The organism is Paraburkholderia sp. J76 (assembly GCF_905220295.1).
Taxonomy (GTDB): Bacteria; Pseudomonadota; Gammaproteobacteria; order Burkholderiales; family Burkholderiaceae; genus Paraburkholderia.
Window position 1 is genome coordinate 269,637 of record NZ_CAJMZJ010000003.1, and the last position, 25,405, is coordinate 295,041.

Here is a 25,405-nt window from a genome sequence, read left to right on the forward strand (position 1 = left end):
GTTGAACCGAGTCCGCGCCGGCGCCGAGCCCGAATTGCGCACCGAGAGCGTGCGCGCCTTCAAATCGCCCACACCCGCGCGCCGCGTATGGCTGCGCTTCAGACAGCAACGCCTGGGCTACTGGAGCCTGATCGTGTTTCTCGTCGCGTTCGCGGCGAGTCTTGCCGGCCCGCTCTGGTGCAACGACAAGCCGATGGTCGTGCGCTACGAGGGGCATCTGTATTTCCCCTTGTTCAGGGACTATCCCGAGACTGCGTTCGGCGGCGATTTCCCCACGCCCGCCGATTATCTCGACCCGTATATTCGTCATCGCTTCGACGCGCCGGGCAACTTCGCGATCTATCCGCCGAACCCGTACTACTACGACACGCTCAACTATTTCGCGAAGGTGCCGAACCCCGCGCCGCCGTCGCGTCAGAACTGGCTCGGTACCGACGAAAGCGGCCGCGACCTGTTCGCGCGACTGCTCTACGGCTTTCGGGTATCGGTGGAGTTCGCGCTCGTGCTGACCGCCATCGGCACGCTGCTCGGCGTGCTGGCGGGCGCGGTGCAAGGGTATTTCGGCGGCAAGGTCGATATCTTCGGGCAGCGCCTCATCGAGATCTGGAGTTCGCTGCCGGAGCTTTATCTGCTGATCATCTTCGCGGCGATCTTCGAGCCGGGTTTCGTACTGCTGATCGTGCTGCTGTCGCTCTTTGGCTGGATCGGTTTGTCCGACTACGTGCGCGCCGAATTCCTGCGCAACCGCAACCAGGACTACGTGCTCGCCGCGCGCGCGATGGGTCTTTCGAACTGGCAGATCATCTGGCATCACGTGCTGCCCAACAGCCTCACGCCCGTCATCACGTTCCTGCCGTTTCGCATGAGCGGCGCGATTCTCGCACTCACGAGTCTCGACTTTCTCGGGCTTGGCGTGCCCGCGCCCACGCCGAGCCTGGGCGAATTGCTCGCGCAGGGCAAGCGCAATCTCGACGCATGGTGGATCGCGCTCTCGACTTTCGGCGTGCTGGTGGCGACGCTGCTGCTGCTCACCTTCATCGGCGACGCGTTGCGCAACGCGCTCGACACGCGCATTTCCGACGCCATGAAGGCCGGAGGCAACCAGTGAGCGCCGTGCCGCAGGACATCGCCGCGCCGCTCCTTTCGATCGAGCATTTGAGCGTGCGCTTTAACGAGACGCTCGCCGTCGACGACGTGACGCTCGCGATCGGGCGCGGCGAGCGCGTGGCGCTCGTCGGCGAATCGGGCTCGGGCAAGACCGTGACCGCGCTGGCGGTTCTGAGGCTCCTGCAAGACGCGCGGATGGACGGCGCGATCCGCCTCGACGGCGACGATCTGCTCGCGAAAAGCGAGCGCGCGATGCGCGGCCTGCGCGGCAACGACATCGCGATGATCTTCCAGGAGCCGATGTCGGCGCTCAATCCGCTTTACACGATCGGCGAGCAGATCGCGGAAACCATCGTGCTGCACGACGGCGTTTCGAAGAAGGCGGCCTACGAGCGGGCGGTGGGATTGCTGGAGCGCACCGGCATTGCCGAAGCGCGGCGGCGCGTGTCGAGCTATCCGCATCAGCTTTCGGGCGGCCAGCGCCAGCGTGTGATGATCGCGATGGCGCTCGCGTGCCGTCCGCGCCTGCTGCTCGCCGACGAGCCGACCACGGCGCTCGACGTGACGATCCGCGGCCAGATCGTCGATCTGCTGCTCGAACTGCAGCAGGAGGAGGCGGCGCGGCGCGGCATGTCCGTGCTGCTCATCACGCACGACCTGAATCTCGTGCGCCGCTTCGCGCAGCGCGTGGCCGTGATGGAGAAGGGCAAGCTCGTGGAGTCGGGCAGCATCGAACAGATTTTCGAGGCGCCGCAACATCCCTACACGCAACGGCTCATCGCGAGCCGGCCCGAGCGCCATGTGCTGCCCGTGCTGCCGATCGCGCCGGTTCTCTTGCAGACGAAGGACGTGATCGTCGACTTCGCCACCACGCTGCCGGGTTTTCGCGGCTGGTGGCGCAAAGGGCGTTATCGCGCGGTGAACGACGCGAACATCGCGGTGCGCCAGGGCGAGACGCTCGGCATCGTCGGCGAGTCCGGGTCGGGCAAGACGACACTCGCGATGGCGATGTTGGGGCTGCAACGAACGGCGGCCGGCGTCGTCGAGTTCCAGGGGCGGCCGATCGCGAGCTATCAGGGGCGCGAGCGGCTGTCGTTGCGCTCTCATCTGCAGGTCGTCTTTCAGGATCCGTTCAGTTCGCTTTCTCCTCGCCAGACCATCGAGCGCATCGTGGGGGAGGGGCTCGCGCTGCATCGGCCTGATCTTCCCGCCGAGGAGCGGCGCAAACGCGTGGTCGGCATGTTGCGCGAAGTGGGCCTCGATCGCACGGCCTTGCAACGATATCCGCATGAGTTCTCGGGCGGCCAGCGTCAACGGATAGCGATTGCGCGCACGCTGGTGCTGGAGCCGCGCGTGATCGTGCTCGACGAACCGACCAGCGCGCTCGACGTCTCGATCCAGCAACAGGTACTGCGATTGTTGACGGATTTACAACGCAAATACAACCTGGGCTACGTCTTCATCAGCCACGACCTCGAGGTGATCGGTGCGATGGCGCACCGGGTGGCGGTGATGCAGAACGGGGCAATCGTGGAGTCGGGAGAGGTTTCGAATATCTTCGATCGACCGGCTCATCCTTACACCCGAAAATTGCTGAAAGCCGCATTCGATCGCTAGGCTTTGGCTGAACTTTAGGGTGACTTTCGGTGAAATTCACCAATGAGGTGAATGTCGCGATTGAATTTTTCTATTTGTTTTGACACACAAATACTTACTGGCTAGTATCGTCCAAACTTTTCTACTAACTCCCTGATTTACGGGAAATTTCTACCGACCAATGCAGCACCGATACCTGACCCAGGCTTGCACGCGCGTCGTCGCCGGGATGTTCATCGGCGTACTGATGGCCGCAGCTCCCGGCGCGTTCGCCGACGAAGTAAGCAGCTTTAACCAGAATGCCTCATTTTCGCCGGGCAGCGCGGCGAATCTGCAGTCCATCCCCGCCGTCCAGAACGCTCTCCAGAATGCCAACCAGGCGACCCCGGCGGCGGCTCCAGCGCCCACCGAAAGCGGCGCCAAGGCGTTTCTCTCCGGCATGGCCGGCAAAGCCGGCGACGTCGTTGTCGGCGCACTCAACATGATTGGCGTGCGCTACCGCTGGGGCGGCAACACGCCCGACTCCGGCCTCGATTGCAGCGGCTTCGTGCGCTACGTGTTCCAGGACACGCTTGGCATGTCGCTGCCGCGCCGCGCCGAAGAAATGAGCCGCGTGGGCGAGAAGGTCAGCATGAGCAACCTGAAGCCCGGCGACCTCGTGTTCTTCAATACGATGCGCCGCACGTTCTCGCACGTCGGCATCTATATTGGCGACAACAAGTTTGTGCATTCGCCCTCCACCGGCAGCACGATCCGCGTCGACGACCTCGACGACGGTTACTGGGAAAAGCGTTTCACGGGCGCACGCCGCATCGAAACGTCGTTCACGCCGGACCAGCAGCAAAACCTCAAGCGCGTGAGCGCACAGTTCGACGGCAACGGCGGCAACTGATCACGGGTTTGGCGGTTCAAAAGCCTGCTTCTCGCGAAGCAGGCTTTTTGCGTTTGCGGCCGCCCCAACCCCGTTAACTATCAGCAAGGGGCGTTCCCGTCCGGCGATCAGGCTGTGAGGCGTACCGCGGCAAGCTTGCGCTCGAGTTCGGGCATGATGCGCGCCGCCGCTTCTTCACCCGCGAGAATGGCCGCGTTGCGCTGCGTGAAGTCGCTGCTCGCCATGGCGTTGAGATTCGGGCGGATCACGACGTCGGCATACTTGTCGAGTTCGTACGTCTTGATCGTCTGGCCCATGATCGTGAAGGTCTGCATCAGCACGTCGAACTGGCTCAGGGTCGAGGCCGTTTCCGGGCGCGCCGAGATGTCCACGGCGATCACGAAGTCCGCGCCCATCCTGCGTGCGAACGAAGCGGGCACGGGGCTCACGAGGCCGCCGTCCACGTATTCGTGGCCCGCGATCTTCACCGGCTCGAAAATCGACGGAATGCTGCACGATGCGCGCACGGCAATGCCCGTGTTGCCGCGCTGGAACAGGATCGGCTGACCGGTGCGCAGATCGGTCGCGACGACGCCGAGCGGCTTCGCCATTTTTTCAATGGGGCGGTCGTGCAGCGTGGTGTTCAGATAGTTCTGGAGCGCGACGCCCTGCAGAAGGCCGCGCGTGCGAAACGGCATCGCCCAGTCGCTGATGGAGGCTTCGTCCATCGTCAACGCGAGCTTGTTGAGCGCGAAACCGTTCATGCCCGAGGCGTAAAGCGCCGCGACGACCGAGCCCGCGCTCGTGCCGACAACGAAATCGACCTGCACGTTGCGCGCCTCGAGCGCCTTGATCACGCCGATGTGCGCGAAGCCGCGCGCCGCACCGCCGCCGAGCGCGAGGCCCACGCGTATCGGGCGCGCGGGTTTGGCGACGGGCGGTACAGGCGCAGTTGTGACGGGCGGCGGGACACTGGCGGTTTGCGTGCCCGCGGTCGTGCAGGCGGCAAGGACAGTGGAAGCGGCCGCAAGCGAAAAGTGGCGGCGGCTCAGCGAAGGCGATGACTGCTTCAAGAAGGTTCTCCATGCGGTCCGCGTTCGGGTTCGATCAGGAACGACGCGGGACCCCGGTCTCTCGCGCGCGGGCGGCCGAGTATCTGTGTTGCGCGCGCGGCGCCGCGGCGTGGAAGCGGCGCGCCGACATCATAAGGCAAAGCGCGGCCGGTTTAGCGCGCGTGCATGTAACGCGATGTGTCGGCGCATGACAATGCGTCTGCGGGGTGGCGAGCGCGATGACATTGGCAGGAAAGAAGCGCGGCGCTCTCAAGCGCGCCGGACCTCGCCCCCGGGCCGAAGCAGTGCATGGCGGGTATAATCCCGTCTCTAATTTTCCGGATTCCCGTTCGCGCGCGAGCCTGTGCGCCCCGGCGCTCCCGCGCTCGCCGCGCAGGTCGAATGTGTGCCGCGAACCCTGGCCATCCGCGGCCGTGGCTGCTTTTACCGCCAGCGCCGCGCCCCGGATGGCATCGTCCTCGAGTAATCGCCCATGACTACCTCTGTCGTCCGTACCCGTTTCGCGCCGAGCCCGACCGGCTTCATCCATCTCGGCAACATCCGTTCCGCGCTGTACCCGTGGGCGTTCGCTCGCCACAACAAGGGCGTTTTCGTGCTGCGGATCGAAGACACCGACCTCGAACGTTCGACGTCGGAATCGGTCGATGCGATCCTGGAAGGCATGGAATGGCTCGGTCTGAATTTCGACGAAGGCCCGTTCTACCAGATGCAGCGCATGGACCGCTATCGCGAAGTGCTCAAGGAGATGCAGGAGCAGGGCCTCGTCTACCCGTGCTACATGTCGACCGAAGAACTCGATGCGCTGCGCGAGCGTCAGCGCGCCGCCGGCGAGAAGCCGCGCTACGACGGTACGTGGCGCCCGGAGCCGGGCAAGGTACTGCCCGCGCCGCCGGAGGGCGTGGAGCCGGTGCTGCGCTTCCGCAACCCGCTTACGGGCGTAGTGGCTTGGGACGACGCCGTGAAGGGCCGCGTGGAGATCTCCAACGAAGAACTCGACGACCTAGTGATCGCGCGCCCTGACGGCACGCCCACCTACAACTTCTGCGTGGTCGTGGACGACCTCGACATGAAGATCACGCACGTGATTCGCGGCGACGACCACGTGAACAACACGCCGCGCCAGATCAACATCCTGCGCGCGCTGGGCGCCGAGCCGCCGGTCTATGCGCACTTGCCCACGGTGCTCAACGAGCAGGGCGAGAAGATGAGCAAGCGTCACGGCGCGATGAGCGTGATGGGCTATCGCGACGCGGGCTATCTGCCGGAAGCGGTGCTCAACTATCTTGCGCGTCTGGGCTGGTCGCATGGCGACGCCGAAGTGTTCACGTGCGAGCAGTTCGTGGAGTGGTTCGACCTCGAGCATCTGGGCAAGTCGCCCGCGCAGTACGACCACAACAAGCTCAACTGGCTCAACAACCACTACCTGAAGGAAGCGGACAACGCGCGCCTCGCCGAACTGTCGAAGCCGTTCTTCGCTGCGCTTGGTGTGGACGAGGCGGCGCTCGCGAGCGGCCCGTCGCTCGAAGGCGTGGTCGCGCTTTTCAAGGACCGTGCGAACACGATCAAGGAGATCGCGGAGAGCGCGATGATGTTCTACCGCGAGCCGCAGCCGGAAACCGAAGCGCTCGCGCAGCACATCACCGAAGCCGTGCGCCCCGCGCTCGCCGATCTTGCCGCCGCCCTCAAGGGAGCGGAATGGACGAAGGAAGGCGTCTCGGCCGCGCTCAAGGCGACGCTTGCCACGCACAAGCTGAAGATGCCGCAGCTCGCGATGCCGGCCCGGTTGCTCGTGGCGGGTACGACACATACGCCGTCGGTCGATGCAGTGCTCGTACTGTTCGGCCGCGATGCGGTGGTGAGCCGTATCGAGAAGGGCATTTCGGCGGCAAAGTAAATTTTTTGAAGAATTTAGCGCCCGGACCCTAGCGCCCGGGCGGCAGTTCTTGTAGTATTCGGGCTCCGTTGAATACGGAGCGAGAGAGAGTTGCAAATACACAGCATTTGCAGCAAATCTCACGCAAAGAGTCGCTGAATCGGGCAACGATGTTTCAAGGAAACCTCGAAGCGCTACAAAAAACGATTCAAAAGCTCTTGACGAAAGCGAAATTGATGTTTAAAATCTCGCTTCTGTTCTGCAAGGGGGTATAGCTCAGCTGGGAGAGCGCTTGCATGGCATGCAAGAGGTCAGCGGTTCGATCCCGCTTACCTCCACCAACAGAACGCGTCGTACGCAGTAGAGTGTGGTAAAGGCATTATCTGAAAAGATCATGTCCCCTTCGTCTAGAGGCCTAGGACATCACCCTTTCACGGTGAGTACAGGGGTTCGAATCCCCTAGGGGACGCCAGACATGAGCGTCGTCAATGAGATTGGCGGCCATCAGGTGGAAATCAACGGTTATCCATCTGACTGTGTCGAACTGGAGCGGTAGTTCAGTTGGTTAGAATACCGGCCTGTCACGCCGGGGGTCGCGGGTTCGAGTCCCGTCCGCTCCGCCAGATCGAGCCCGTTCAGAAACTGTGAGCGGGCTTTTTAGTTAAAGTGACGATTACAGGCGCAAGCCCGTGTTGTCCCCTTCGTCTAGAGGCCTAGGACATCACCCTTTCACGGTGAGTACAGGGGTTCGAATCCCCTAGGGGACGCCAAATCAAAATGCGGCGCCAAAGCAGTGTGGCGACGCCGCCAGCGGGAATCGACCGACGCCCGCCGGTGACCGTGCCAAGTGAGCATGGTAAATGAGCAGCACGCTGGAGCGGTAGTTCAGTCGGTTAGAATACCGGCCTGTCACGCCGGGGGTCGCGGGTTCGAGTCCCGTCCGCTCCGCCAGATTCAAAGCCGTTCGGCAGTTGCGAACCGGTGCAGTTCCAAGGCGTTAGCCTGTGTTGTCCCCTTCGTCTAGAGGCCTAGGACATCACCCTTTCACGGTGAGTACAGGGGTTCGAATCCCCTAGGGGACGCCAAATCAAATTGCGGCGCCAAAGCAGTGTGGCGACGCCGCCAGCGGGAATCGACCGACGCCCGCCGGTGACCGTGCTAAGTGAGCATGGTAAATGAGCAGCACGCTGGAGCGGTAGTTCAGTTGGTTAGAATACCGGCCTGTCACGCCGGGGGTCGCGGGTTCGAGTCCCGTCCGCTCCGCCAGAATGAAGCCCGTTGGATACGTCCAACGGGCTTTTTCTTTTTCCGCAGACGTTTCTTCCACGTCCACGGCTTTTTTCCCGCCGCGTGATTTCGTTTCGATGTACGGACAATCTGCGATTGTCGGCGGCGGCGCGTTATCGTAGCGTTGTCGAAACTTCGTTTCCCCGCTCGCCGACATGTTCGCACCCAACGACATTCCGTCGCCGTTTCAACTGCGCCGCGCCACCATGGACGATTTCGAGTTCGCGGAGACGCTCACGCGCAACAACATGGGTGGTTACTATCTGCGGCATCACCTTGTCTGGCGAGGCGATCTCTTTCTGGCGAGCTATCGCGAGTCGGAGAATTTCATTCTCGAACTGGAGGGCGAGGCGATCGGCGTGCTGCGCGTGACGCAGGAGGGCGACTCGCTGCACATTCGCGACGTGCAGATCGCCCAGGGGTATCGCGGCAATGGCGCCGGTACGTTCCTGCTGGACATCTCCCACCGCTGGGCCCGCGAGCGCGGCCTGCGCGAACTGCAACTGCGCGTGTTCGTCGACAACCCGGCCGCGCGTCTTTATCTGCGCATGGGGTATCGCGTGGCGGGGCCGCGGCTTGCGCGCCTCGGCTCGATCCGGCACATGACGCGGCTTGTCTAACGCGCGTTGACGTCGCGACGCGCTGCCACGGAATCTTCCGGCTCATCGGCGTCGCGATCGCCCGTACCGCGAGCGATGAAGGCGCGCGGACTTTCGCCGAAGGCGCGGCGAAACATCGCCGAAAACGCGCTCTGGCTCTGATAGCCGAGTTCCTGCGCCACGATGGCCATGGGGCGTCCCTGATTGAGCAGCGGAATCGCGCGCGCGAGAATCGCCTGCTGGCGCCACTGCGAAAAGCTCACCCCAAGCTCCTGGCGGAAGAGCCGTGCGATCGTGCGCGTGCTCGCGCCCACGTGTGCGGCCCAGTATTCGAGCGAGCCGGGGCCGGCCGGATCGGCGATCAGCGCCTCGCACAGCGCCCGCAGGCGCTTTTCCTCGGGCATCGGCACGGCGAGCGGCAGCGGCGCCGAGCGCGTGATCTCGTCGAGCGCCAGGGCGCCGAGCAGGCGCTCGCGCGCGGTGGGGATGCCGGGTTCGTCGAGCGCGGCGATCGTCTCGCGCAGGAGGCCCGAGACTTCGACCACGCGGCACGCGCCGAGGCCGGGCGGAATCACCGATTCGTCTACGTAAAGCGTGCGCAGGAACGCGTCTTCGACGATCGCCACTTCGTGCGTGACGTGAGGCGGCACCCAGATCGCGCGCGAGGGCGGCACCATCCAGGTCGTGCCAGGCGTCGCCATGCGCAGCACGCCGCGCGACGAGTAGGCGAGCTGCGCCCACGCATGCGTGTGCTGCGCGATGCACACCCCGGCCGGCATGGGCCGCGAGCGCACGCGGACAGGATGCGTGGGCGTAGGCGCGAACTCGGGCGGGATATCGATGAGTTCGGCGAACGGCGGCGCGTGATTGCGTACGGTGTTGTGCGGATGCTCGGGCATGACGGAGAGGGCGGCGGCGGAGTGGAGCAATCTGGCGCACTCATTGTAGACGCCTCGCGTTCGGCGGCGTGGGCCGCGAGCATTTATGACCAGGCATAATGTGGACGAATCGACAGCGTGCTCGTGTGGCGCGAGCCGCCCTGAAGGAGAGGAAAGTCATGAAATATGTGTTCGTCTACGGCACGCTGCGCGCGGGCGAGATCAACGACATCAACCTCGCGGCGGATAGCAACGGGATCGCGCGTCCGCGTCATCTCGGCCTCACGCGGCTCACGGGACGATTGTTCGACTTCGGGACGTATCCCGGGATGGTCGCCGAGGCGGCGGATGCGCAATCGACGGTCGTCGGCGACGTCTACGAGATCGACGACGCGCTTCTCGCCGTGCTCGACGAAATCGAGCAGGTTTATCCGGGCGTAGACGGCCTCTTCGTATCGAGGCAAGTGGATGTCGAAGTAGAGGGCGAACGAATCGCCTGTCTCTACTATCCGGTTGCGCTGGCCGCCATTGCAGGACGCCCCGAGATCGAGGGCGGCGACTGGGTCGCGCATCGGCGCGCGCGCTGATCGCTCGACACGCGTCGCATGAAAGCAGGAAGGCCCGGCGGATTCGCATCCGCCGGGCCTTTTTCATCGGCTGTTCGTTAGCACTGCCGATCGATCAGATTTCTTCGTACAGCGGCAGCGTCAGGAACTCGACGAAGTTTTCCGACGTCGACATCTGCTCGAAGATCTGCGCGGCGCGCTCGTACGGTTTCGTGTCGCCGCCGACCGACGCCTTCACCTTGTCCAGCTCCTGCGGGATCAGTTCGCGCACGAGTTCGGCCGTGACCTTGCGGCCGTCTTCGAGCTTGCCCTTGGGCGAGCGGATCCACTGCCACACTTGCGAGCGCGAAATTTCGGCGGTCGCGGCGTCTTCCATCAGGTTGTGGATCGGCACGCAGCCATTGCCCGCGAGCCACGAACCGAGGTAGTGGATGCCCACATTGATGTTGTTGCGCAGGCCTGCCTCGGTGATCGGCGCTTCGGGGCGGAAGTCGAGCAGATCCTTGCTCGTGACGTTCACGTCCGCGCGCTGCTTGCCGATCTGGTTCGGCTTGTCGCCGAGCACCTTCACGAACTCTTCCATCGCGATGGGCACGAGGCCCGGGTGCGCGACCCAGCCGCCGTCGTAGCCGTCCGTTGCGTCGCGCGCCTTGTCCGAGCGCACGCCGCCCATGGCCTTGTCGTTGGCGGCCGCGTCGTTCTTGATCGGAATCAGCGCGCTCATGCCGCCGATCGCCGGTGCGTTGCGCTTGTGGCAGGTCTTCAGCAGTTCGAGCGCGTAGGCGCGCATGAACGGCACCGTCATCGTGATCTGCGAGCGGTCGGCGAGGCAGAAGTCCTTGTCGTTCTTGAACTTCTTGATTGCCGAGAAGATGTAGTCCCAGCGGCCGGCGTTCAGGCCCGAGCTGTGTTCGCGCAGTTCATAGAGAATTTCGTCCATCTCGAACGCGGCGAGAATCGTCTCGACCAGCACCGTCGCCCGGATCGTGCCGCGCGGGATGCCCACGCCTTCCTGCGCCGCGACGAAGATGTCGTTCCACAGGCGCGCTTCGAGATGGCTTTCCATCTTCGGCAGATAGAAGTACGGGCCGCTGCCGCGCGAAATCAGTTCCTTCGCGTTGTGGAAGAGAAAGAGCGCGAAGTCGAAAATGCCGCCCGACACGCGCTCGCCGTCCACCGTCACGTGTTTCTCGTCGAGGTGCCAGCCGCGCGGACGCACGATCAGCGTGGCGGTCTTGTCGTTGAGCCTGTAGGTCTTGCCGTTCTGGTCGAGCGAAATCGTGCGGCGCACCGCGTCCTTCAGGTTGAGCTGGCCGACGATCTGGTTTTCCCAGTTCGGCGAGTTCGAGTCCTCGAAGTCGGTCATGTACGAATCCGCGCCCGAATTCAGCGCGTTGATGATCATCTTGCGCTCGACCGGGCCCGTGATTTCCACGCGGCGGCATTCGAGATCCTTCGGCAGCGCCGCGATTTTCCAGTCGCCTTCGCGGATCGATTTCGTGTCGGCAAGAAAGTCGGGGCGCTCGCCGGCGTCGAGGCGCTTCGTGCGCTCGACGCGTGCCTTCAGCAGTTCCTGGCGGCGCGGCTCGAACGCGCGGTGCAGCTTCGCGACGAGTTCGAGCGCTTCGGGCGTGAGGATCGTTTCGAAGCCGGGCTGGATTTCAGCCGTGATCTGCATGCCTTGCGGCAGTTGCAACGTGTTCGCCGTGGTGTTCGCCATTTGCTTGCTCCTTGGTCGGTCAGTTTGTGAATGCGTGGTGGTTGTGGCTCGCGTCGAGCGGCTGGTCCGTCATGCGCCCGGGCTGGGGCGAGGGCGGCTTTGCCGGTCAGACGCGGCGGTTTCGAGAAAGGCGGCGAGTTCTGCCATGCCGCTGCCGGTGCCGTGCGGCGCCACGCCGAGTTCTTCGGCGGGCAGTCGCTGGCGGTTGATCCAGAACGTGGTGTAGCCAAACCAGCCGGCGCCGGCGGCGTCCCAGCCGTTCGACGACACGAACACCAGGTCGCGCGGCGCGGCGTCGAAGGCGGCCGTGCCGAGGGAATACGCAGCGGCGGCCGGCTTGTAGGCGTGCACGCTGTCGACCGAAAGCACGTGGTCGAAAAGGCCGCTCATGCCGGCGCTCTTCACCGCGATGTCGAGCATCTGCGGATTGCCGTTCGAGAGGATCGCAAGGCCCATGCGCGCGCCGTCTCCGCGTCCTTCGTGCATCTGGCGCAGGCGGCGCAGCACGGGCAGCACGTCGGGGAAGGCCGAGAGGCAGGCGTATTCGTCCATCAGACGCTTTTCGCCCGCGCCCGCGAGCGAGAGGTTCAGGCGGCGCGCGGCGTAACGCAGCGCGTCGAGCGTGACGTCCCAGAACGGACGGTAGCGCGCGCCGGCGGGGTCGGAGAGCGTGCGCAACTGCGTGTATTCGATCTGCTTCAGGCGCCAGAGCTGCGAGAGCGCTTCGCCCTGGCCCGGGAACATCTGCTCGGCGGCAGCGACGACCGAGTGCACGTCGAAAAGCGTGCCGTACGCGTCGAAAATCACTGCCTTGGGAAATCGTGTGGTCGATGGTGTCGTTGTGGCCGACATAGCCTTGCACTCCGTATTCAGAGGTCGAGGTCGATTGTATTCATGAGTCGTATCACTGAAAAAGGCGGGATTGATCACTTGATCTTTTACTTTTACCCACCTAATCTGTCGGCCTGATCTCTCTTTTCCACTGTTTCTGTCGCCGAGCGCGCGCAATTTCCACCGATGGACCGCTTTAAACAGATCGAAACGTTCGTCACCGTGGCCGCCAAGGGCAGCCTTTCCGCCGCCGCCCAGGCCGAGGGCGTGGCGCCCGCCATCATCGGCCGGCGCATCGATGCGCTCGAAGAGCGCCTTGGCGTGAAGCTGCTCGTGCGCACCACGCGGCGTATCACGCTCACGTTCGAAGGATCGGCGTTCCTCGAGGACTGCCAGCGCATCATCCACGACATGCAGAACGCCGAGGCGAGCGTGTCCGAGGGAGGGGTGAAGGCGAGCGGGCACCTGCGCGTGTCCGCGCCGGCGGGTTTTGGGCGGCGGCACGTCGCGCCGCTCGTGCCCGATTTCACGGTCGCGCATCCGGACGTGAGCATCGCGCTCGACCTGTCGGACCGCCTCGTCGATCTCGTGAATGAAGGTTTCGATTGCGCCGTGCGGCTGGGCGAATTGCCCGACTCGTCGCTCGTGTCGCTCAAGCTCGGCGAAAACCGGCGCGTGTGCGTGGCGGCGCCCGCCTATCTGTCGCGCCGCGGCGAGCCCGAAACGCCCGCCGATCTCGCGCGCCACAACTGTCTCGCCTTCGGCGCGAGTCTGAACCAGCAGCGCGGCTGGGCGTTTCAGCAGGAGGGCAAGGTGGTGTCGATCCGCGTGGCGGGCACGATGGAATGCTCGGATGGCGCGGTGCTGCACGAGTGGTGTCTGGCGGGCCATGGTCTGGCGTGGCGCTCGTGGTGGGAGGTTGGCGAGGACATCGCGGCGGGCCGGCTCGTGACCGTGCTCGACGCGTTTGCTGCGCCGCCCATCGGCATCCATGCCGTGTTTCCGCAGCGCCGCCATTTGCCGCTGCGCGTGCGCCTCTTTCTCGACTATCTCAAGCATACCTACGGTCAACCCGGTTACTGGGGATAGGAGCCGCAGTGCGTGTTTCCGATATCCGGGATGACCCGCACGCACGGCTTGCACCGATTTTTCGCGCACTACAATCGACCTGAGGGCCCAGGCGCTCGCCCGCGCTTGCCTCCGCGTTCGCCCCTTGACGCCGAACCTCGACGTCGACCTTTGATTTTGGCCGTAATTTGCCCGTAATCCGCAAGACCACGGAGGGCGCCATGTTCAAGCACATCCTCGTTCCGACCGATGGCTCGGAGCTGTCGAAGAAGGCCATCGACGGCGCGATCGACCTTGCACGCACCGTAAGCGCGCGCATCACGGCCTACGCGTGCCTGCCCCAATATCCGTACTCGCCATACGCCGACGTAGTGATCGAGCCGCCCGGCGAGTTCCAGACGCGCAGTGAGCGAGAGGCGCGAGTGCATCTGGACGAAATCGAGGCGGCGGCGCGCAACGCGGGCGTGATCTGCGAAAGCCGCACGAGCGTGCATCCGTCGCCTTATCTCGGCATTATCGAAGCCGCCGAAACGGAAGGCTGCGACGTTATTTTCATGGCCTCGCACGGACGTCGCGGGCTCGGCAGCCTGCTGATCGGCAGCGAGACGCAGCGCGTGCTCACCCATACGAAGATTCCGGTGATCGTGTATCGCTAGCCTGGCGCTTTTCCCCGGATTCGCGATGAAGCACGAGGCCACGCTCGCCCGGTGCGTTGGCCGGGCGAGCCGCGAGCCGGATTCTGTCCAGCGCGCGCGGCCTGTGTCCTCTACCGCTTCCTCCCTGAACCGCCTGCGGCATGTGCCCGCTTTGCGCCGTTGGGCGGCCGGCGCGCCCCGCCAAGGTACGCGTGCCGACCGCCTCTCCATGCGCGGCCGCTTGCGCCGCCGATACCCGCGGTTGCTGCCGTTGCTGCCGGTGGTCTTACGCCACCTTCTTGTCGAAGAATTGCTCGTCTTCCGTCGAACCGTGCAGCGCCGTCGTCGACGCGTCGCGCTCGACCGTCTGCGTCACGGCGTCGAAGTAGCCCGTGCCCACTTCGCGCTGATGCTTCACCGCGGTGAAGCCTTTCTCGGCCGCGGCGAACTCGGCCTGCTGTAGTTCGACGAACGCGCTCATGTTTTGGCGTGCATAGCCGTGCGCGAGGTTGAACATCGAATAGTTGAGCGAGTGGAAGCCCGCGAGCGTAATGAACTGGAACTTGTAGCCCATCGCGCCCAGTTCGCGCTGGAAGCGGGCGATGGTCGCGTCGTCGAGATTCTTCTTCCAGTTGAACGACGGCGAGCAGTTGTACGAGAGCAGCTTGCCCGGGAACTGCTTGTGGATCGCTTCGGCGAACTTCTTCGCGAATTCGAGATCGGGCTTGCCCGTTTCGCACCAGATCATGTCGGCGTAGGGCGCATAGGCGAGGCCGCGCGAGATCGCCTGCTCGAGGCCGTTGCGGGTGCGGAAGAAACCTTCCACCGTGCGCTCGCCGGTGAGGAACGGGCGGTCGTTGTCGTCGATGTCGGACGTCACGAGGTCGGCGGCTTCGGCGTCGGTGCGCGCGAGCAGCACGGTCGGCACGCCGCAGACGTCGGCGGCCAGCCGCGCGGCCGTGAGCTTGGCGATGTTCTCGCGCGTCGGCACGAGCACCTTGCCGCCCATGTGGCCGCACTTCTTCACCGAAGCGAGCTGGTCTTCGAAGTGCACGCCGGCCGCGCCCGCTTCGATCATCGCCTTCATCAGCTCGAATGCGTTGAGCACGCCGCCGAAGCCCGCCTCAGCGTCGGCCACGATCGGCTGGAAGAAGTCGGTGTAGCCTTCGTCGCCCGGATTCTTGCCTTCGGACCACTGGATCTGGTCGGCGCGCGTGAGCGTGTTGTTGATGCGCTTGACCACCTGAGGCACCGAATTGGCGGGGTAGAGCGACTGGTCCGGGTACATCTCGCCGGCGAGGTTGGCGTCGCCCGCGACCTGCCAGCCCGAGAGATAGATCGCCTTGAGGCCGGCCTTAACCTGCTGCATGGCCTGATTGCCCGTGAGGGCGCCCAGCGCGTTGATGAACGGCTCGTTGTTCACGCCTTGCCAGAGCTTCTCGGCGCCATGCTTAGCGAGCGTGTGCTCAGGCTGGATCGAGCCGCGCAGACGCACCACGTCGTCAGCGGTGTAGTTGCGCTTGATGCCCTTCCAGCGCGAATCGCTTTCCCATTGCTGCTGGAGTTGCTGGGCTTGCTGTTGACGGGTCGACATGATGTGCTCCTCGGACTTGGGCGTTTCGTTTGGCGAACTCTTATATAAGAGTCTAGGCAAATCGATCTGCCGGCAACAGGTGGGCATTGAGCTTTTTCGAGGTTTTTTATTTCAATAAAATCATGCGGTTATGTCTTTAATTTTGCGATGTGGAAGACTGTTTTCCATCTTGCAATCACGCCCTTTGTGCCACGCAGCACGATTTTTTACGAAGCAAAAAAATTTTCCACATCGTGAAATGCGGGCGGGAATAAAAAAAGACCGGTGCCTGAGCACCGGTCCTTGGCATTGCGCTACGGCAGCGGGGTAGCCCGAAGGCCGCGCCACGCGCCGCTAGTCGACTATTTAGCTGTCGCGACGTGCGCCACGCGGGCCGTCGTTACGGCGCGCGCCGTAACCGCCGCCGCCTTCGCGCGAGCGGCCGTAGCCTTCGCGTTGCTGGCCGTAGCCGCCACGGTTGCCTTCGCCGCCGCGCGAACCGCCGCCAAAGCCGCCTTCACGCGAACCGTAGCCGCCTTCACGGGCGCCGTAGCCGCCGCGCGAGCCTTCCGGCTTGTTGCCCCAGCTATTGCCGTTGCGATCGCCGCCGTTGTTGCCGCCATTGCCGCCACGGGCGCCGTAGCCACCCGGCTTGCCGTTGCCGCCACCGTTGCCGAAGCGACGGCCACCGCCATTGCCACCGCCCGGACGGCCGCGGCCGCCGAAGCCGCGGTTAGCCGGCGGCGCCTTGCGCGGCTCGAAGCCTTCGACGACGTTCACGGGCAGCGGCGCGCGCACGAAGCGCTCGATGCGCTTGAGCGCGCCTTGCTCGGCGTGATGCACGAGGCTCACCGCGACACCCGAGCGGCCCGCACGGCCGGTACGGCCGATACGGTGGACGTAGTCTTCCGCGAACTTCGGCAGGTCGTAGTTGAACACGTGCGTGATGCCGGGGATGTCGATACCGCGCGCCGCGACGTCGGTCGCGACGAGCACGCGCACGCGGCGCTCGCGCAGCGCACGGATCGTGCGGTTACGCGCGCCTTGCGGCAGGTCGCCGTGCAGCGCGGCGCTTTCGAAACCCGCGTCGGCAAGCTTGCCGGCGAGCTGGTCGGCGTCCATCTTCGTCGCCGTGAACACGATGGCCTGGTCGAGGCTCTCGTTGCGCAGCAGGTGGTCGAGCAGACGATCCTTGTGATCGCGGTCGTCCACGTAGTGCACGGTTTGCGCGATGTTCGAGTTCGCCTCGACCTTGCGCACGATCTCGATGCGCTCCGGATCCTTCAGCAGACGGCCGGTGATCGAAGCGATCTTGCCGTCGAGCGTGGCCGAGAACAGCATCGTCTGACGCGTTTGCGGCGTAGCGGCGACGATCGTGTCGATGTCGTCGATGAAGCCCATGTCGAGCATGCGGTCGGCTTCGTCGAGCACGAGCATCTTGAGTTCGGACAGGTCGATGCGGCCGCGCTCGAGGTGATCGAGAAGACGGCCCGGCGTCGCCACGAGAATCTCGGGGTTCTTCGCGAGCAGCATGAGCTGCTGGCCGTAAGCCACGCCACCGAGAATGCTCACGGTGCGCAGACGGCGCAGGTGCTTGCCGTACGTCGAAGCGGCCGTCGTCACCTGCATCGCGAGTTCGCGCGTAGGCGTGAGAACGAGGAGGCCGGGGCGTGCCACGGGTTGCGGGCGGCGCTGGCGGCGATCGCCTTGCGGGCCATTCGCACCTTGCGGGCGCGGCTCGCGCGGCTGGGCCGCCTGGGCCTTCTGGATCTGCGCGAAGCGCTCGATGGCGGGCAGCATGAAGGCTGCGGTCTTGCCCGAACCGGTCGGGCTCGAGACCAGCAGGTCGCGGCCGGAGATGGCGGCAGGAATGGCGCGTTCCTGCACGGGCGTCGGGGCCTTGTAGCCCGCTGCGATCAGCGCGGAGACGATCTCCGGCGACAGACCGAGCGACGCGAACGCCGAACCGTCGGTGGCATCGGCGGCCTGCGCGGGGGCTTCAACGGAAGCGTCGGCGGCAGCGGAAAGACCGAGGGCCTGATCGGCGATTGCGTCCAGGGGGCTTTGGGTATTGCTCGAAGTCATGAAAATCCTTGTTACACAGGAAATAGAACGTCGGCGCCAATCGGCATACCCAAGTCGTCGGATTTTGCGAACAAATCAAAAAACGGGGGCAATCCGCACCACGCAAGGGCGGATTTTTTTCGTTAGAAGCTGTTTTGGGTGCGACTTTGGCCGGGATTGGCCAGTCGCCAGCCTGATACTTGACGGCCCGAAAACAGGGCCACGGCAGGAGGGGACAGGTTCTAAACTGGATTGGAGCTTAACGCTACGAGGCGTTGTGCTGATCGAACGAGCGACCGGAGCGCAACGCAGCACGCAGTATATCTCGTTTTGTTGCGGCGCGCCAGAGCGACGCACCGCGAGGAGATAGGTGTGGCAGCGTGACGCAGGGGAGGCGCCCGTGGCCGTCACGGCGCCTTTTCAACGCAATGGTGCCGGCTCAGCTTGCGGCGCCGCTCTTGAGCGATTCGACGAGTTCGACGTACTGCTGCCTGGCCGTTTCCTGCGCCGTGCCTTGCAGCGCGGCCCACGCTTCGTACTTGTACTTGCCGACGATGTCGGTGAAGCCAGGCTTGTCGCCGTGCACGTCGCCTTCGGTGGCCTGCTTGAAGAGTGCGTAAAGACGCAGCAGCGTGAGATTGCCGGGCCGCTCCGGCAGTTGCTGCACGTCTTGCTGGGCTTGGGCGAACTGCGCGTTCAGGTCGCTCATCGTGGTTTCCTCCGCAAAGTGGTTCGGGTCAGCGCGCCGATGGTAGCAGCGCAAACCCCGGAAAAGCTGGAGCGATTCCTCCACTTGTCTCGCACCGGTGAGCCAGATGGCGAGAGCCGTGGGCCCGCACGGGAGGTGGGGCATTACAATAGCGCTCATGACCGAAACCGTGCTGCTTGCCCTCGATACTTCGACCGAATATTGCTCGGTCGCGCTGCTTCGCGTCGCCCCCGGCGGCGCAGATTTTTCTACTTGCGCTGGCGGCGAGTCCGCTTCCGGATCGCGCTCGGAAGTCAGCGTCTGGGTTCGCCACGAAGCCACGGGCGCCGTTTCCAGCACGCGGCTCCTGCCGGCCATCGGCGAATTGTTCGATGAAGCCGGCCTCGCGCTCGCCGACTGCGACGCCATCGCGTTCGGCGCGGGGCCAGGCTCCTTCACGGGCCTGCGCACGGCGACCGGCGTGGCTCAGGGGCTCGCGTTCGGCCTCGATATTCCAGTGGTGCCGGTAGGCACGCTGCTCGTGTGCGCCGAGAGCGCGCGGCTGCGCGATCCCGCAGCGACCCGCGTGCTGGCCGCGCTCGACGCGCGCATGGACGAAGCCTACTGGGCCGATTACGAATGGGACGCCGCAGCCGGCGACTGGCGCACGCTGCAGGCCGCTTCGCTCGACTCGCCCGAGCACATCGCGGCGCCCGACGCGCCGTTCACGCTGGCGGGCAACGCCGCCGCCGCGTTCGGCGCGCGCCTGACGGCCGCGGGGGCCGCGCGCGCGATCGACGCCGAGGCGCTCCCGCATGCGCTACCGCTCGCGCACGCGGCCTTGCGCGCGTATCGCGCGGGTCGCACGCAGCCCGCCGACCAGGCCGCGCCCGAATACGTGCGCAACAAGGTCGCGCAAACCACGGCCGAGCGTCTCGCCGCGAAGGCCGCCGCCCAGGGTGGCGTGGGTGGCGCAAGCGGCGCAGGTGGCGAGGGCGCGCAATGAGCGGCGTGCTCATGACCGACCGCTACCTCTCGCCGATGACCGAAAGCGACCTCGACGAAGTCGCGATCGTCGAGCGTCTCGCGTACGAATTTCCATGGTCGCGCGGCAACTTCGAGGACTCGCTGCGCAACGGCTACTACGGTTTGTGCATGCGCCACGTCACCGGCACGCTGATCGGCTATTGCGTGCTGATGCCCGTGGTCGACGAGATGCATCTGCTGAATCTGTGCGTCGCGCCTCAGGCGCAAGGCGGCGGTGCGGGGCTCGCGATGCTGCGCGAGGCGGTTCGCATCGCGCGCACGCAGGGTCTCGAAGGTTTGCTGCTCGAAGTGCGGCCTTCCAATCATCGGGCCATCCGGCTGTACGAGCAGTTCGGCTTCGTCACGATCGGCCGTCGCAAGAACTACTATCCGGCCCGGCACCACAGCCGCGAGGACGCACTCGTGATGCGTTTTTCTTTTGCAGGGGAGGGCGCGGATGCCGCTCGATGAGATCGCTCTGGAGGAGCTTGGGCTCGCGCCGCGCTGGGTGCGTAAAGGCGCGCGGAGCGAAGTGGCGCTCGAAGCGCCGCGCGAAGAGGAATCCGTTGCGCCGTTGCTCGCCGAAACGCAACAACCGGTCGCGCCCGCACGATCGCAACCCCAGCAGCAACCACCACAGCCTACGCAACCCGTAGTGCGCGCGGCTTCGCCTTCGACGCCCGCGCCGCATTCGTCCGAGGAACCGCCGCCGCTCACCGACGACGATTTCGCCTGGTTCGACTCCGTGGCCCAACCCGCTCAGCCGCACGACGCCGAGCCCGCTCAGACGAGCGGCGCTCCGCTCAGCGACGTCGCGACGCTCGACTGGGATGCGCTCGCGCAGCGCGTGGCCTCGTGCACGCGCTGCCGTCTGTGCGAGAAGCGCACCAATACGGTATTCGGCGTGGGCGACCGCGAGGCCGACTGGATGCTGATCGGCGAGGCGCCCGGCGAAAACGAAGACCGTCAGGGCGAGCCCTTCGTCGGCCAGGCGGGCAAGCTGCTCGACAACATGCTGCGCGCGCTCTCGCTCGCGCGCGGCGAGAACGTCTATATCGCGAACGTCATCAAGTGCCGCCCGCCTGGCAACCGGAATCCGGAGCCCGACGAAGTCGCGCGCTGCGAGCCGTATCTGCAGCGTCAGGTGGCGCTCGTCAAGCCGAAGATCATCGTCGCGCTCGGGCGTTTCGCGGCGCAGAGCCTGCTCAAGACCGATGGCAGCATCGCCTCGCTGCGCGGACGCGTTCACGAGTACGAGGGCGTGCCCGTCATCGTCACCTATCACCCCGCGTATTTGCTGCGCAGCCTGCAAGACAAGGCGAAGGCCTGGGCCGACCTCTGTCTCGCGCGCGACACGTGGCGGGCGTCGTCCGGCGGCGAGCGATGAATGCCGCGCGCTCTGCGGACGCCTCCGGTGCGGCACATGCGTGGCGCCGGCGCGATTCATGACGTGATCGAGCATCTCGCCGATCCCGCCGTGCGCGATCTAGCGTGGCTGCTCTTCAGCGCCGATCTGTTGCGTGCGCAACCACCGCTCGCTCCGCTGGCGCAATGGTGCGCCGATGCCGATGAAGATCGCGCCACGCGCGCCTTTCTCGCGCAACTCGATCGCGATCCAGCGCCTCTGCACGACGCGCTCATGGCCGCGCCGACGCATCGTCTAGGCCACTACGCCGAAAATCTGCCGGGATGGTTTCTCGCGCATGGACCGGCGGCGCAACTCGTCGCGCAGAACGTGCCGGTGCGGCGTGCGGGGCTCACGCTCGGCGAGTGCGATTTTCTCGTGCGCACGCGTGCGGGAGCACGCCTGCATTGGGAACTGGCGGTGAAGTGCTACCTGCACGCAGGGCCGGGCGACGCCGCTCGTGCGTCGCTCGCCGAATTCGTCGGACCGAATTTGCGCGATCGGTTCGATCTGAAGCTGACGCATCTGCGCGATCGTCAATTGCGTTTGAGCGCGCGCGAAGAATTCGCTTCGCTCGGCTACGAAGGCCGGTGGCTCGCGCAGATGTTCGTGAAGGGCTGGCTGTTCTACCGGGCGGGCGCGTCGGCGCCATCGCGGGTGGAAGACGCCCCCGAGCTGGCGGCCGATCATGGGCGCGGCTGGTGGGTGACGCGTTCGGATTGGCCGGCGTTCGCGCAGCAGCAGGCAGCCGATGGATGGAGCGTGTTGCCGCGGCTCGCGTGGCTGGCGCCCCGTCAGTTGGGCGCCCCGCAAACAAGCGCGCACGTTGCGCCGCCTGTCGATGCCGACGCGTTAGGCGCCGCGCTGGCGAGGCCGGATGCACCCGTTTTGGTCGCGGCGTTTACGATCGACAGCGCGGGCGGCTACCGCGAACAGTCGCGCGGCTTCATCGTTCCCGACGACTGGCCAGCGCGCGCCGCGGCGTTTTCACGTCAATAAGCGCGCGCAAGCACGCTCACCACCAGCGCCAGAAATGATGCACGGGCCCGACGCCATGACCGACGTCGAGGCGTTCACTCGCTTCCAGCGCCGCCGTCAGATACTGCTTGGCTTCGCCAACGGCGGCGGCAAGCGAGCCGCGTTGCGGCCACAGCGCGGCAATCGCGGAGGAGAGCGTGCAGCCCGTGCCGTGCGTATTCGTGACCGGCACGCGGGGGCCGGAGAAGCGCAGCGTGCCGCCCGCTTCGACGAGCCAGTCCGGGCTGTCCGCGCTGCCCAGATGGCCGCCTTTCATCAGCACCGCCTGTGCGCCGAGCGCGCGCAGCGCCTCGCCTTGCTCGACCATGGCGGCCTCGTCGGCGGCAGGCGCCACACCGAGCAGCGCCGCGGCTTCCGGCAGATTCGGCGTGACGACGCCCGCCAGCGGCAGCAGTTCCTCGCGCAGCGCGGCCACGGCTTCTGGCGCGAGCAACGCGTGATTGCTCTTCGAAATCATCACGGTATCGAGCACGACGCGCGCCGGCTTGTGCCGTCGCAGCGCATCGGCGACGGCGCGCACGATCGGCGCGTTGGCGAGCATGCCGATCTTCACGGCGTCGATGCGGATGTCGTCGAATACGGCGTCGAGCTGCGCGGTGACGAAACCGGCGTCGGGCGCGTGGATCGCGGTGACGCCGCGCGTGTTCTGCGCGGTGAGCGCCGTAATGACGCTCGCGCCGTAAGCGCCGAGCGCGGAGAACGCCTTGAGGTCGGCCTGAATGCCCGCACCGCCGCCCGAGTCGGAGCCGGCGATCGTGAGAACGTTGAAAATCGGTGAAGTCATGGCAGCGTCAGGTGCGCGTCGCGCGCGGCTGGCCTTGGCGGCCCTGCCGCGCGTGCGCAGGAAAGGATCGATTCAGCAGATGTGACGGCGGCACTGCGTCCAGCCGGGCACTTCCATCAATGCCTGTGATTTTCGCCGATCAGCGCGACGGAGTCGAACGAGCGCTGATTCGCCTGATGGCGGCGCATCACGAGCCACATCATCAGGCAGACGAATGTGCCGAACAGCACGATCACGATGGTCACCGGCACGTCGAGCCAGACGAGCACGGCGTAGAGGCACAGCATCACGAGCACCGAAAGATTCTCGTTGAAGTTCTGCACGGCGATGGAGTGGCCGGCGGAGAGCAGCACGTGCCCGCGGTGCTGGAGCAGCGCGTTCATCGGCACGACGAAGAAGCCCGAAAGACCGCCCACGACCATGAGGAAGATGTACGCGAAAATCAGATAGCCGGGAACGCGCAAATGGCCGATGTGCAGGCCCCAATGCGGCGGAAAGAGATGGCGCGTGTAGAACGCCATGAGCATCACGGCCAGCCCCATGATGATGCCGACCGGCAGCACCGAAAGCGACTTCTTGAGCGGCACGCGCGCGGCCGCGATCATGGCGCCCGCGGCCACGCCCACAGCCACCACGGCCTGCAGCACCGCGCCTTCGGAAAGCGACATGCCGAGCGAGACTTCGGCCCACTTGAGCACGATGAATTGCAGCGTCGCGCCCGCGCCCCAGAAGAGCGTCGTGACCGCGAGCGAGATCTGGCCGAGCTTGTCGCGCCAGAGCGTGTTGAAGCAGTCGGCGAAATCGGTGATGAGGCGGATGACGCCGTGCTGCTGGCGCGGGTAGCGCGCGCCGGTGTCGGGAATGCGCAGATTGAAGAGGGCGGCGATCACGTAGATCACCATGATGACGACCATCGCGGCTTCGGCGGGCGTGCTGATCGCGGCGGGCGTATGGCGCAACACGTGCGAGGCGATGTGGGGGCTGATCAGGGCGCCCCCGAGCACGGTGCCGAGAATGATCGAGCCGACTGTGGTGCCCTCGATCCAGCCGTTGGCGGCGACGAGGCGCTCCGGTGGCAGCAGTTCGGTCAGGATGCCGTATTTTGCGGGCGAATACGCCGCCGCGCCGAAACCCACTACGCCGTAGGCTAACAAGGGGTGGGTGCCGGCCAGCATCATGGCGCAGCCTACGACCTTGATCGTGTTCGTGATGAACATCACGCGGCCCTTGGGGCGGGAGTCTGCGAAGGCGCCGACGAAGGCGGCAAGAACAACGTAGGAGAGGACGAAGAACAGCTTGAGCAGCGGCGTCATCCAGTTCGGGGCGTGAAGATCTTTAAGCAGTGCAATTGCAGCGATCAGGAGCGCATTGTCGGCCAACGACGAAAAAAACTGCGCGGCCATGATGGTGTAAAAGCCTTTTTTCATCTGATGCGATGCTTTCCTCGCTGCGGTCCGTCCGCCCCGGACGGGTGGGAGGCATCCGGGCTTATTACGTTCGAAATGGGTTGTGCGCAGGGCTTTATATCACGAAAATAGGTGCATTCGGACTAGCACAATCCTTGACCGCCCATCAGGCGGGCCTGCCGGGCGCTGAAAACACCCTGTAAGCTCCTGATTCGAAAGCGTCTTTGCGAAAAAATCTCCCATGCCGCGCCCCCTCTCAGCCACGATTCACACCGCCGCTCTCGCCAATAACCTCGCCGTCGTCCGCAAGTACGCGCCAAAGTCGAAAATCTGGGCTGTGGTGAAGGCCAACGCCTACGGGCACGGCCTTGCGCGCGCGTTTCCCGGCCTGCGCGCAACCGACGGTTTCGGCCTGCTCGATCTGGAGGAGGCCGTAAAGCTGCGCGAACTCGGCTGGGCGGGTCCGATCCTGCTGCTCGAAGGCTTTTTCCGGCCGACCGACATCGACGTGATCGACCGCTACAGCCTCACGACCGTCGTCCACAGCGACGAGCAGATGCGCATGCTCGAAATGGCGCGTCTGTCGAAGCCCGTCAACGTGCAGCTCAAGATGAACAGCGGCATGAACCGGCTCGGCTACACGCCCGCCAAATACCGCGCCGCGTGGGAACGCGCGCGTGCCTGCGCCGGCATCGGCCAGATCACGCTGATGACGCACTTCGCGGACGCCGACACGCCGCGCGGCGTGGGCGAGCAGATGGCGACGTTCGAGCGCGGCGCGCAGGGTATTGCGGGCGCGCGCAGCTTCGCGAATTCGGCCGCCACGCTCTGGCATCCGTCGACGCACTTCGACTGGGTGCGCCCCGGCATCATTCTTTATGGCGCTTCGCCTTCGGGCTTCTCCTCGGCACTCGAAGGCGTGGGCCTGCAGCCGGCCATGACGCTCGCGTCCGAACTCATCGCCACGCAGCACGTCGCGGAAGGGCAGACCGTCGGCTACGGGTCGATCTTCACGGCGCGCAAGCCCATGCGCATCGGCGTGGTGGCGTGCGGTTACGCCGACGGCTATCCGCGCAGCGCGCCCGAAGGCACGCCCGTGATCGTCGACGGCGTGCTCACGCACGTCGTGGGGCGCGTGTCCATGGACATGCTCACCGTCGATCTCACGCCCGTGCACAGTGCTGGCGTGGGCGCGCGCGTGGAACTGTGGGGCCACAACCTGCCCATCGACGACGTCGCGAAAGCCTGCGGCACGATCGGCTACGAGCTGATGTGCGCCGTTGCGCCGCGCGTGCCCGTGCGAGCGGAATAACGCCA

22 protein-coding genes and 7 tRNA genes are annotated in these 25,405 nt (G+C 65.2%); 20 read left to right on the forward strand and 9 right to left on the reverse strand.

Translation table 11 applies throughout. The annotated features are described in order from the left end of the window. The first annotated feature begins 1 nt into the window (after position 1). From U5768_RS07780 to U5768_RS07790, 3 genes are all read left to right on the forward strand, one after another. Entirely contained in the window at positions 2-1,108 is a 1,107-nt protein-coding gene (locus U5768_RS07780; protein WP_415913867.1) for an ABC transporter permease, read from the forward strand. After that, a complete protein-coding gene (locus tag U5768_RS07785) occupies positions 1,105-2,724 on the forward strand; it encodes a dipeptide ABC transporter ATP-binding protein (RefSeq protein WP_322029804.1) in 1,620 nt (539 codons plus the stop codon). Before U5768_RS07780 ends, U5768_RS07785 begins: the two co-directional genes overlap by 4 nt. 160 nt (positions 2,725-2,884) lie before the next feature. After that, a complete protein-coding gene (locus U5768_RS07790; protein WP_322029805.1) occupies positions 2,885-3,595 on the forward strand; it encodes a C40 family peptidase in 711 nt (236 codons plus the stop codon). Positions 3,596-3,702: 107 nt separating this feature from the next. Here the strand turns inward: U5768_RS07790 and U5768_RS07795 are convergent, their stop codons facing one another. Beyond that, a complete protein-coding gene (locus U5768_RS07795; RefSeq protein WP_322029806.1) occupies positions 3,703-4,647 on the reverse strand; it encodes a patatin-like phospholipase family protein in 945 nt (314 codons plus the stop codon). Positions 4,648-5,119: 472 nt separating this feature from the next. Between U5768_RS07795 and gltX the strand changes: the two genes are divergently transcribed. From gltX to U5768_RS07840, 9 genes are all read left to right on the forward strand, one after another. Beyond that, a complete protein-coding gene (gltX, locus tag U5768_RS07800; protein WP_322029807.1) occupies positions 5,120-6,541 on the forward strand; it encodes a glutamate--tRNA ligase in 1,422 nt (473 codons plus the stop codon). Positions 6,542-6,785: 244 nt separating this feature from the next. Next, positions 6,786-6,861, forward strand: a tRNA-Ala gene (locus tag U5768_RS07805). A gap of 55 nt (positions 6,862-6,916) precedes the next feature. Continuing rightward, positions 6,917-6,992 (forward strand) — tRNA-Glu (locus tag U5768_RS07810). A gap of 74 nt (positions 6,993-7,066) precedes the next feature. After that, positions 7,067-7,143: transfer RNA gene (locus U5768_RS07815), tRNA-Asp, on the forward strand. A gap of 71 nt (positions 7,144-7,214) precedes the next feature. Continuing rightward, positions 7,215-7,290: transfer RNA gene (locus U5768_RS07820), tRNA-Glu, on the forward strand. A 104-nt stretch (positions 7,291-7,394) separates the two neighbouring features. Continuing rightward, positions 7,395-7,471 (forward strand) — tRNA-Asp (locus U5768_RS07825). A 58-nt stretch (positions 7,472-7,529) separates the two neighbouring features. Beyond that, positions 7,530-7,605 (forward strand) — tRNA-Glu (locus U5768_RS07830). Between the two features lie 104 nt (positions 7,606-7,709). Continuing rightward, positions 7,710-7,786: transfer RNA gene (locus tag U5768_RS07835), tRNA-Asp, on the forward strand. A gap of 176 nt (positions 7,787-7,962) precedes the next feature. Further along, positions 7,963-8,427, forward strand: coding sequence for a GNAT family N-acetyltransferase (locus tag U5768_RS07840; RefSeq protein WP_322029808.1), 465 nt, complete (start codon positions 7,963-7,965; stop codon positions 8,425-8,427). Here U5768_RS07840 and U5768_RS07845 read toward each other — a convergent pair. Further along, positions 8,424-9,305: a helix-turn-helix transcriptional regulator gene (locus tag U5768_RS07845; protein WP_322030062.1), complete on the reverse strand. Its 882-nt coding sequence runs from the start codon at positions 9,303-9,305 to the stop codon at positions 8,424-8,426. The genes U5768_RS07840 and U5768_RS07845 overlap by 4 nt on opposite strands. A gap of 158 nt (positions 9,306-9,463) precedes the next feature. Between U5768_RS07845 and U5768_RS07850 the strand changes: the two genes are divergently transcribed. Further along, on the forward strand, positions 9,464-9,871 hold the full coding sequence (locus U5768_RS07850) for a gamma-glutamylcyclotransferase family protein (RefSeq protein WP_322029809.1): 408 nt from the start codon (positions 9,464-9,466) through the stop codon (positions 9,869-9,871). A gap of 94 nt (positions 9,872-9,965) precedes the next feature. On the opposite strand, the gene aceB is transcribed toward U5768_RS07850, so the two are convergent. Both aceB and U5768_RS07860 read right to left on the reverse strand, forming a co-directional pair. Then, on the reverse strand, positions 9,966-11,570 hold the full coding sequence (aceB, locus tag U5768_RS07855) for a malate synthase A (protein ID WP_322029810.1): 1,605 nt from the start codon (positions 11,568-11,570) through the stop codon (positions 9,966-9,968). Positions 11,571-11,639: 69 nt separating this feature from the next. Continuing rightward, a complete protein-coding gene (locus U5768_RS07860; RefSeq protein ID WP_322029811.1) occupies positions 11,640-12,422 on the reverse strand; it encodes a haloacid dehalogenase type II in 783 nt (260 codons plus the stop codon). Between the two features lie 165 nt (positions 12,423-12,587). On the opposite strand from U5768_RS07860, the gene U5768_RS07865 reads away from it, so the two are divergent. Next, entirely contained in the window at positions 12,588-13,490 is a 903-nt protein-coding gene (locus tag U5768_RS07865) for a LysR family transcriptional regulator (RefSeq protein ID WP_201697182.1), read from the forward strand. Between the two features lie 200 nt (positions 13,491-13,690). Then, complete coding sequence (locus tag U5768_RS07870) at positions 13,691-14,125, forward strand: universal stress protein (RefSeq protein ID WP_322029812.1); 435 nt, start codon at positions 13,691-13,693, stop codon at positions 14,123-14,125. A 265-nt stretch (positions 14,126-14,390) separates the two neighbouring features. On the opposite strand, the gene aceA is transcribed toward U5768_RS07870, so the two are convergent. The 3 genes from aceA to U5768_RS07885 all read right to left on the reverse strand — a co-directional run bounded on the left by aceA (position 14,391) and on the right by U5768_RS07885 (position 18,450). Continuing rightward, positions 14,391-15,698 (reverse strand): isocitrate lyase, encoded by a 1,308-nt coding sequence (gene aceA / locus U5768_RS07875; RefSeq protein WP_322029813.1) that lies wholly within the window; start codon positions 15,696-15,698, stop codon positions 14,391-14,393. Positions 15,699-16,043: 345 nt separating this feature from the next. Continuing rightward, positions 16,044-17,762 carry a DEAD/DEAH box helicase gene (locus U5768_RS07880; RefSeq protein ID WP_322029814.1) on the reverse strand — a complete coding sequence of 573 codons (1,719 nt, stop codon included), beginning with the start codon at positions 17,760-17,762 and terminating at the stop codon, positions 16,044-16,046. Between the two features lie 418 nt (positions 17,763-18,180). Further along, positions 18,181-18,450, reverse strand: coding sequence for an acyl-CoA-binding protein (locus U5768_RS07885; protein ID WP_322029815.1), 270 nt, complete (start codon positions 18,448-18,450; stop codon positions 18,181-18,183). 157 nt (positions 18,451-18,607) lie between these two features. On the opposite strand from U5768_RS07885, the gene tsaB reads away from it, so the two are divergent. From tsaB to U5768_RS07905, 4 genes are read left to right on the forward strand one after another with little or no spacing between them, the layout of a single operon-like run. Continuing rightward, on the forward strand, positions 18,608-19,435 hold the full coding sequence (gene tsaB, locus U5768_RS07890; protein WP_322029816.1) for a tRNA (adenosine(37)-N6)-threonylcarbamoyltransferase complex dimerization subunit type 1 TsaB: 828 nt from the start codon (positions 18,608-18,610) through the stop codon (positions 19,433-19,435). Further along, entirely contained in the window at positions 19,432-19,926 is a 495-nt protein-coding gene (gene rimI / locus U5768_RS07895) for a ribosomal protein S18-alanine N-acetyltransferase (RefSeq protein ID WP_322029817.1), read from the forward strand. The genes tsaB and rimI overlap by 4 nt, the downstream gene beginning before the upstream one ends. Next, complete coding sequence (locus U5768_RS07900) at positions 19,913-20,842, forward strand: uracil-DNA glycosylase (protein WP_322029818.1); 930 nt, start codon at positions 19,913-19,915, stop codon at positions 20,840-20,842. Before rimI ends, U5768_RS07900 begins: the two co-directional genes overlap by 14 nt. Positions 20,843-20,878: 36 nt before the next feature. Next, positions 20,879-21,859 carry a DUF1853 family protein gene (locus tag U5768_RS07905; protein ID WP_322029819.1) on the forward strand — a complete coding sequence of 327 codons (981 nt, stop codon included), beginning with the start codon at positions 20,879-20,881 and terminating at the stop codon, positions 21,857-21,859. Between the two features lie 16 nt (positions 21,860-21,875). Here U5768_RS07905 and thiD read toward each other — a convergent pair whose 3' ends face one another. Together thiD and lplT are read right to left on the reverse strand one after the other, a co-directional pair. Beyond that, positions 21,876-22,682, reverse strand: coding sequence for a bifunctional hydroxymethylpyrimidine kinase/phosphomethylpyrimidine kinase (gene thiD, locus U5768_RS07910; protein ID WP_322029820.1), 807 nt, complete (start codon positions 22,680-22,682; stop codon positions 21,876-21,878). Positions 22,683-22,798: 116 nt separating this feature from the next. Further along, complete coding sequence (lplT, locus tag U5768_RS07915; RefSeq protein ID WP_322029821.1) at positions 22,799-24,109, reverse strand: lysophospholipid transporter LplT; 1,311 nt, start codon at positions 24,107-24,109, stop codon at positions 22,799-22,801. A 220-nt stretch (positions 24,110-24,329) separates the two neighbouring features. On the opposite strand from lplT, the gene alr reads away from it, so the two are divergent. Beyond that, the gene (gene alr / locus U5768_RS07920) at positions 24,330-25,400 is read left to right on the forward strand and encodes an alanine racemase (protein ID WP_322029822.1); all 1,071 of its coding nucleotides are present in this window, start codon (positions 24,330-24,332) and stop codon (positions 25,398-25,400) included. Positions 25,401-25,405 lie beyond the last annotated feature (5 nt).

Bases quoted from the DNA above. Each gene is read 5' to 3' on its own strand.
- U5768_RS07790 (WP_322029805.1), top strand. From the start codon at position 2,885: ATGCAGCACCGATACCTGACCCAGGCTTGCACGCGCGTCGTCGCCGGG.
- gltX (WP_322029807.1), top strand. From the start codon at position 5,120: ATGACTACCTCTGTCGTCCGTACCCGTTTCGCGCCGAGCCCGACCGGC.
- U5768_RS07840 (WP_322029808.1), top strand. From the start codon at position 7,963: ATGTTCGCACCCAACGACATTCCGTCGCCGTTTCAACTGCGCCGCGCC.
- U5768_RS07845 (WP_322030062.1), bottom strand. From the start codon at position 9,305: ATGCCCGAGCATCCGCACAACACCGTACGCAATCACGCGCCGCCGTTC.
- U5768_RS07850 (WP_322029809.1), top strand. From the start codon at position 9,464: ATGAAATATGTGTTCGTCTACGGCACGCTGCGCGCGGGCGAGATCAAC.
- aceB (WP_322029810.1), bottom strand. From the start codon at position 11,570: ATGGCGAACACCACGGCGAACACGTTGCAACTGCCGCAAGGCATGCAG.
- U5768_RS07860 (WP_322029811.1), bottom strand. From the start codon at position 12,422: ATGTCGGCCACAACGACACCATCGACCACACGATTTCCCAAGGCAGTG.
- U5768_RS07865 (WP_201697182.1), top strand. From the start codon at position 12,588: ATGGACCGCTTTAAACAGATCGAAACGTTCGTCACCGTGGCCGCCAAG.
- U5768_RS07870 (WP_322029812.1), top strand. From the start codon at position 13,691: ATGTTCAAGCACATCCTCGTTCCGACCGATGGCTCGGAGCTGTCGAAG.
- aceA (WP_322029813.1), bottom strand. From the start codon at position 15,698: ATGTCGACCCGTCAACAGCAAGCCCAGCAACTCCAGCAGCAATGGGAA.
- U5768_RS07880 (WP_322029814.1), bottom strand. From the start codon at position 17,762: ATGACTTCGAGCAATACCCAAAGCCCCCTGGACGCAATCGCCGATCAG.
- U5768_RS07885 (WP_322029815.1), bottom strand. From the start codon at position 18,450: ATGAGCGACCTGAACGCGCAGTTCGCCCAAGCCCAGCAAGACGTGCAG.
- tsaB (WP_322029816.1), top strand. From the start codon at position 18,608: ATGACCGAAACCGTGCTGCTTGCCCTCGATACTTCGACCGAATATTGC.
- rimI (WP_322029817.1), top strand. From the start codon at position 19,432: ATGAGCGGCGTGCTCATGACCGACCGCTACCTCTCGCCGATGACCGAA.
- U5768_RS07900 (WP_322029818.1), top strand. From the start codon at position 19,913: ATGCCGCTCGATGAGATCGCTCTGGAGGAGCTTGGGCTCGCGCCGCGC.
- U5768_RS07905 (WP_322029819.1), top strand. From the start codon at position 20,879: ATGCGTGGCGCCGGCGCGATTCATGACGTGATCGAGCATCTCGCCGAT.
- thiD (WP_322029820.1), bottom strand. From the start codon at position 22,682: ATGACTTCACCGATTTTCAACGTTCTCACGATCGCCGGCTCCGACTCG.
- lplT (WP_322029821.1), bottom strand. From the start codon at position 24,109: ATGAAAAAAGGCTTTTACACCATCATGGCCGCGCAGTTTTTTTCGTCG.
- alr (WP_322029822.1), top strand. From the start codon at position 24,330: ATGCCGCGCCCCCTCTCAGCCACGATTCACACCGCCGCTCTCGCCAAT.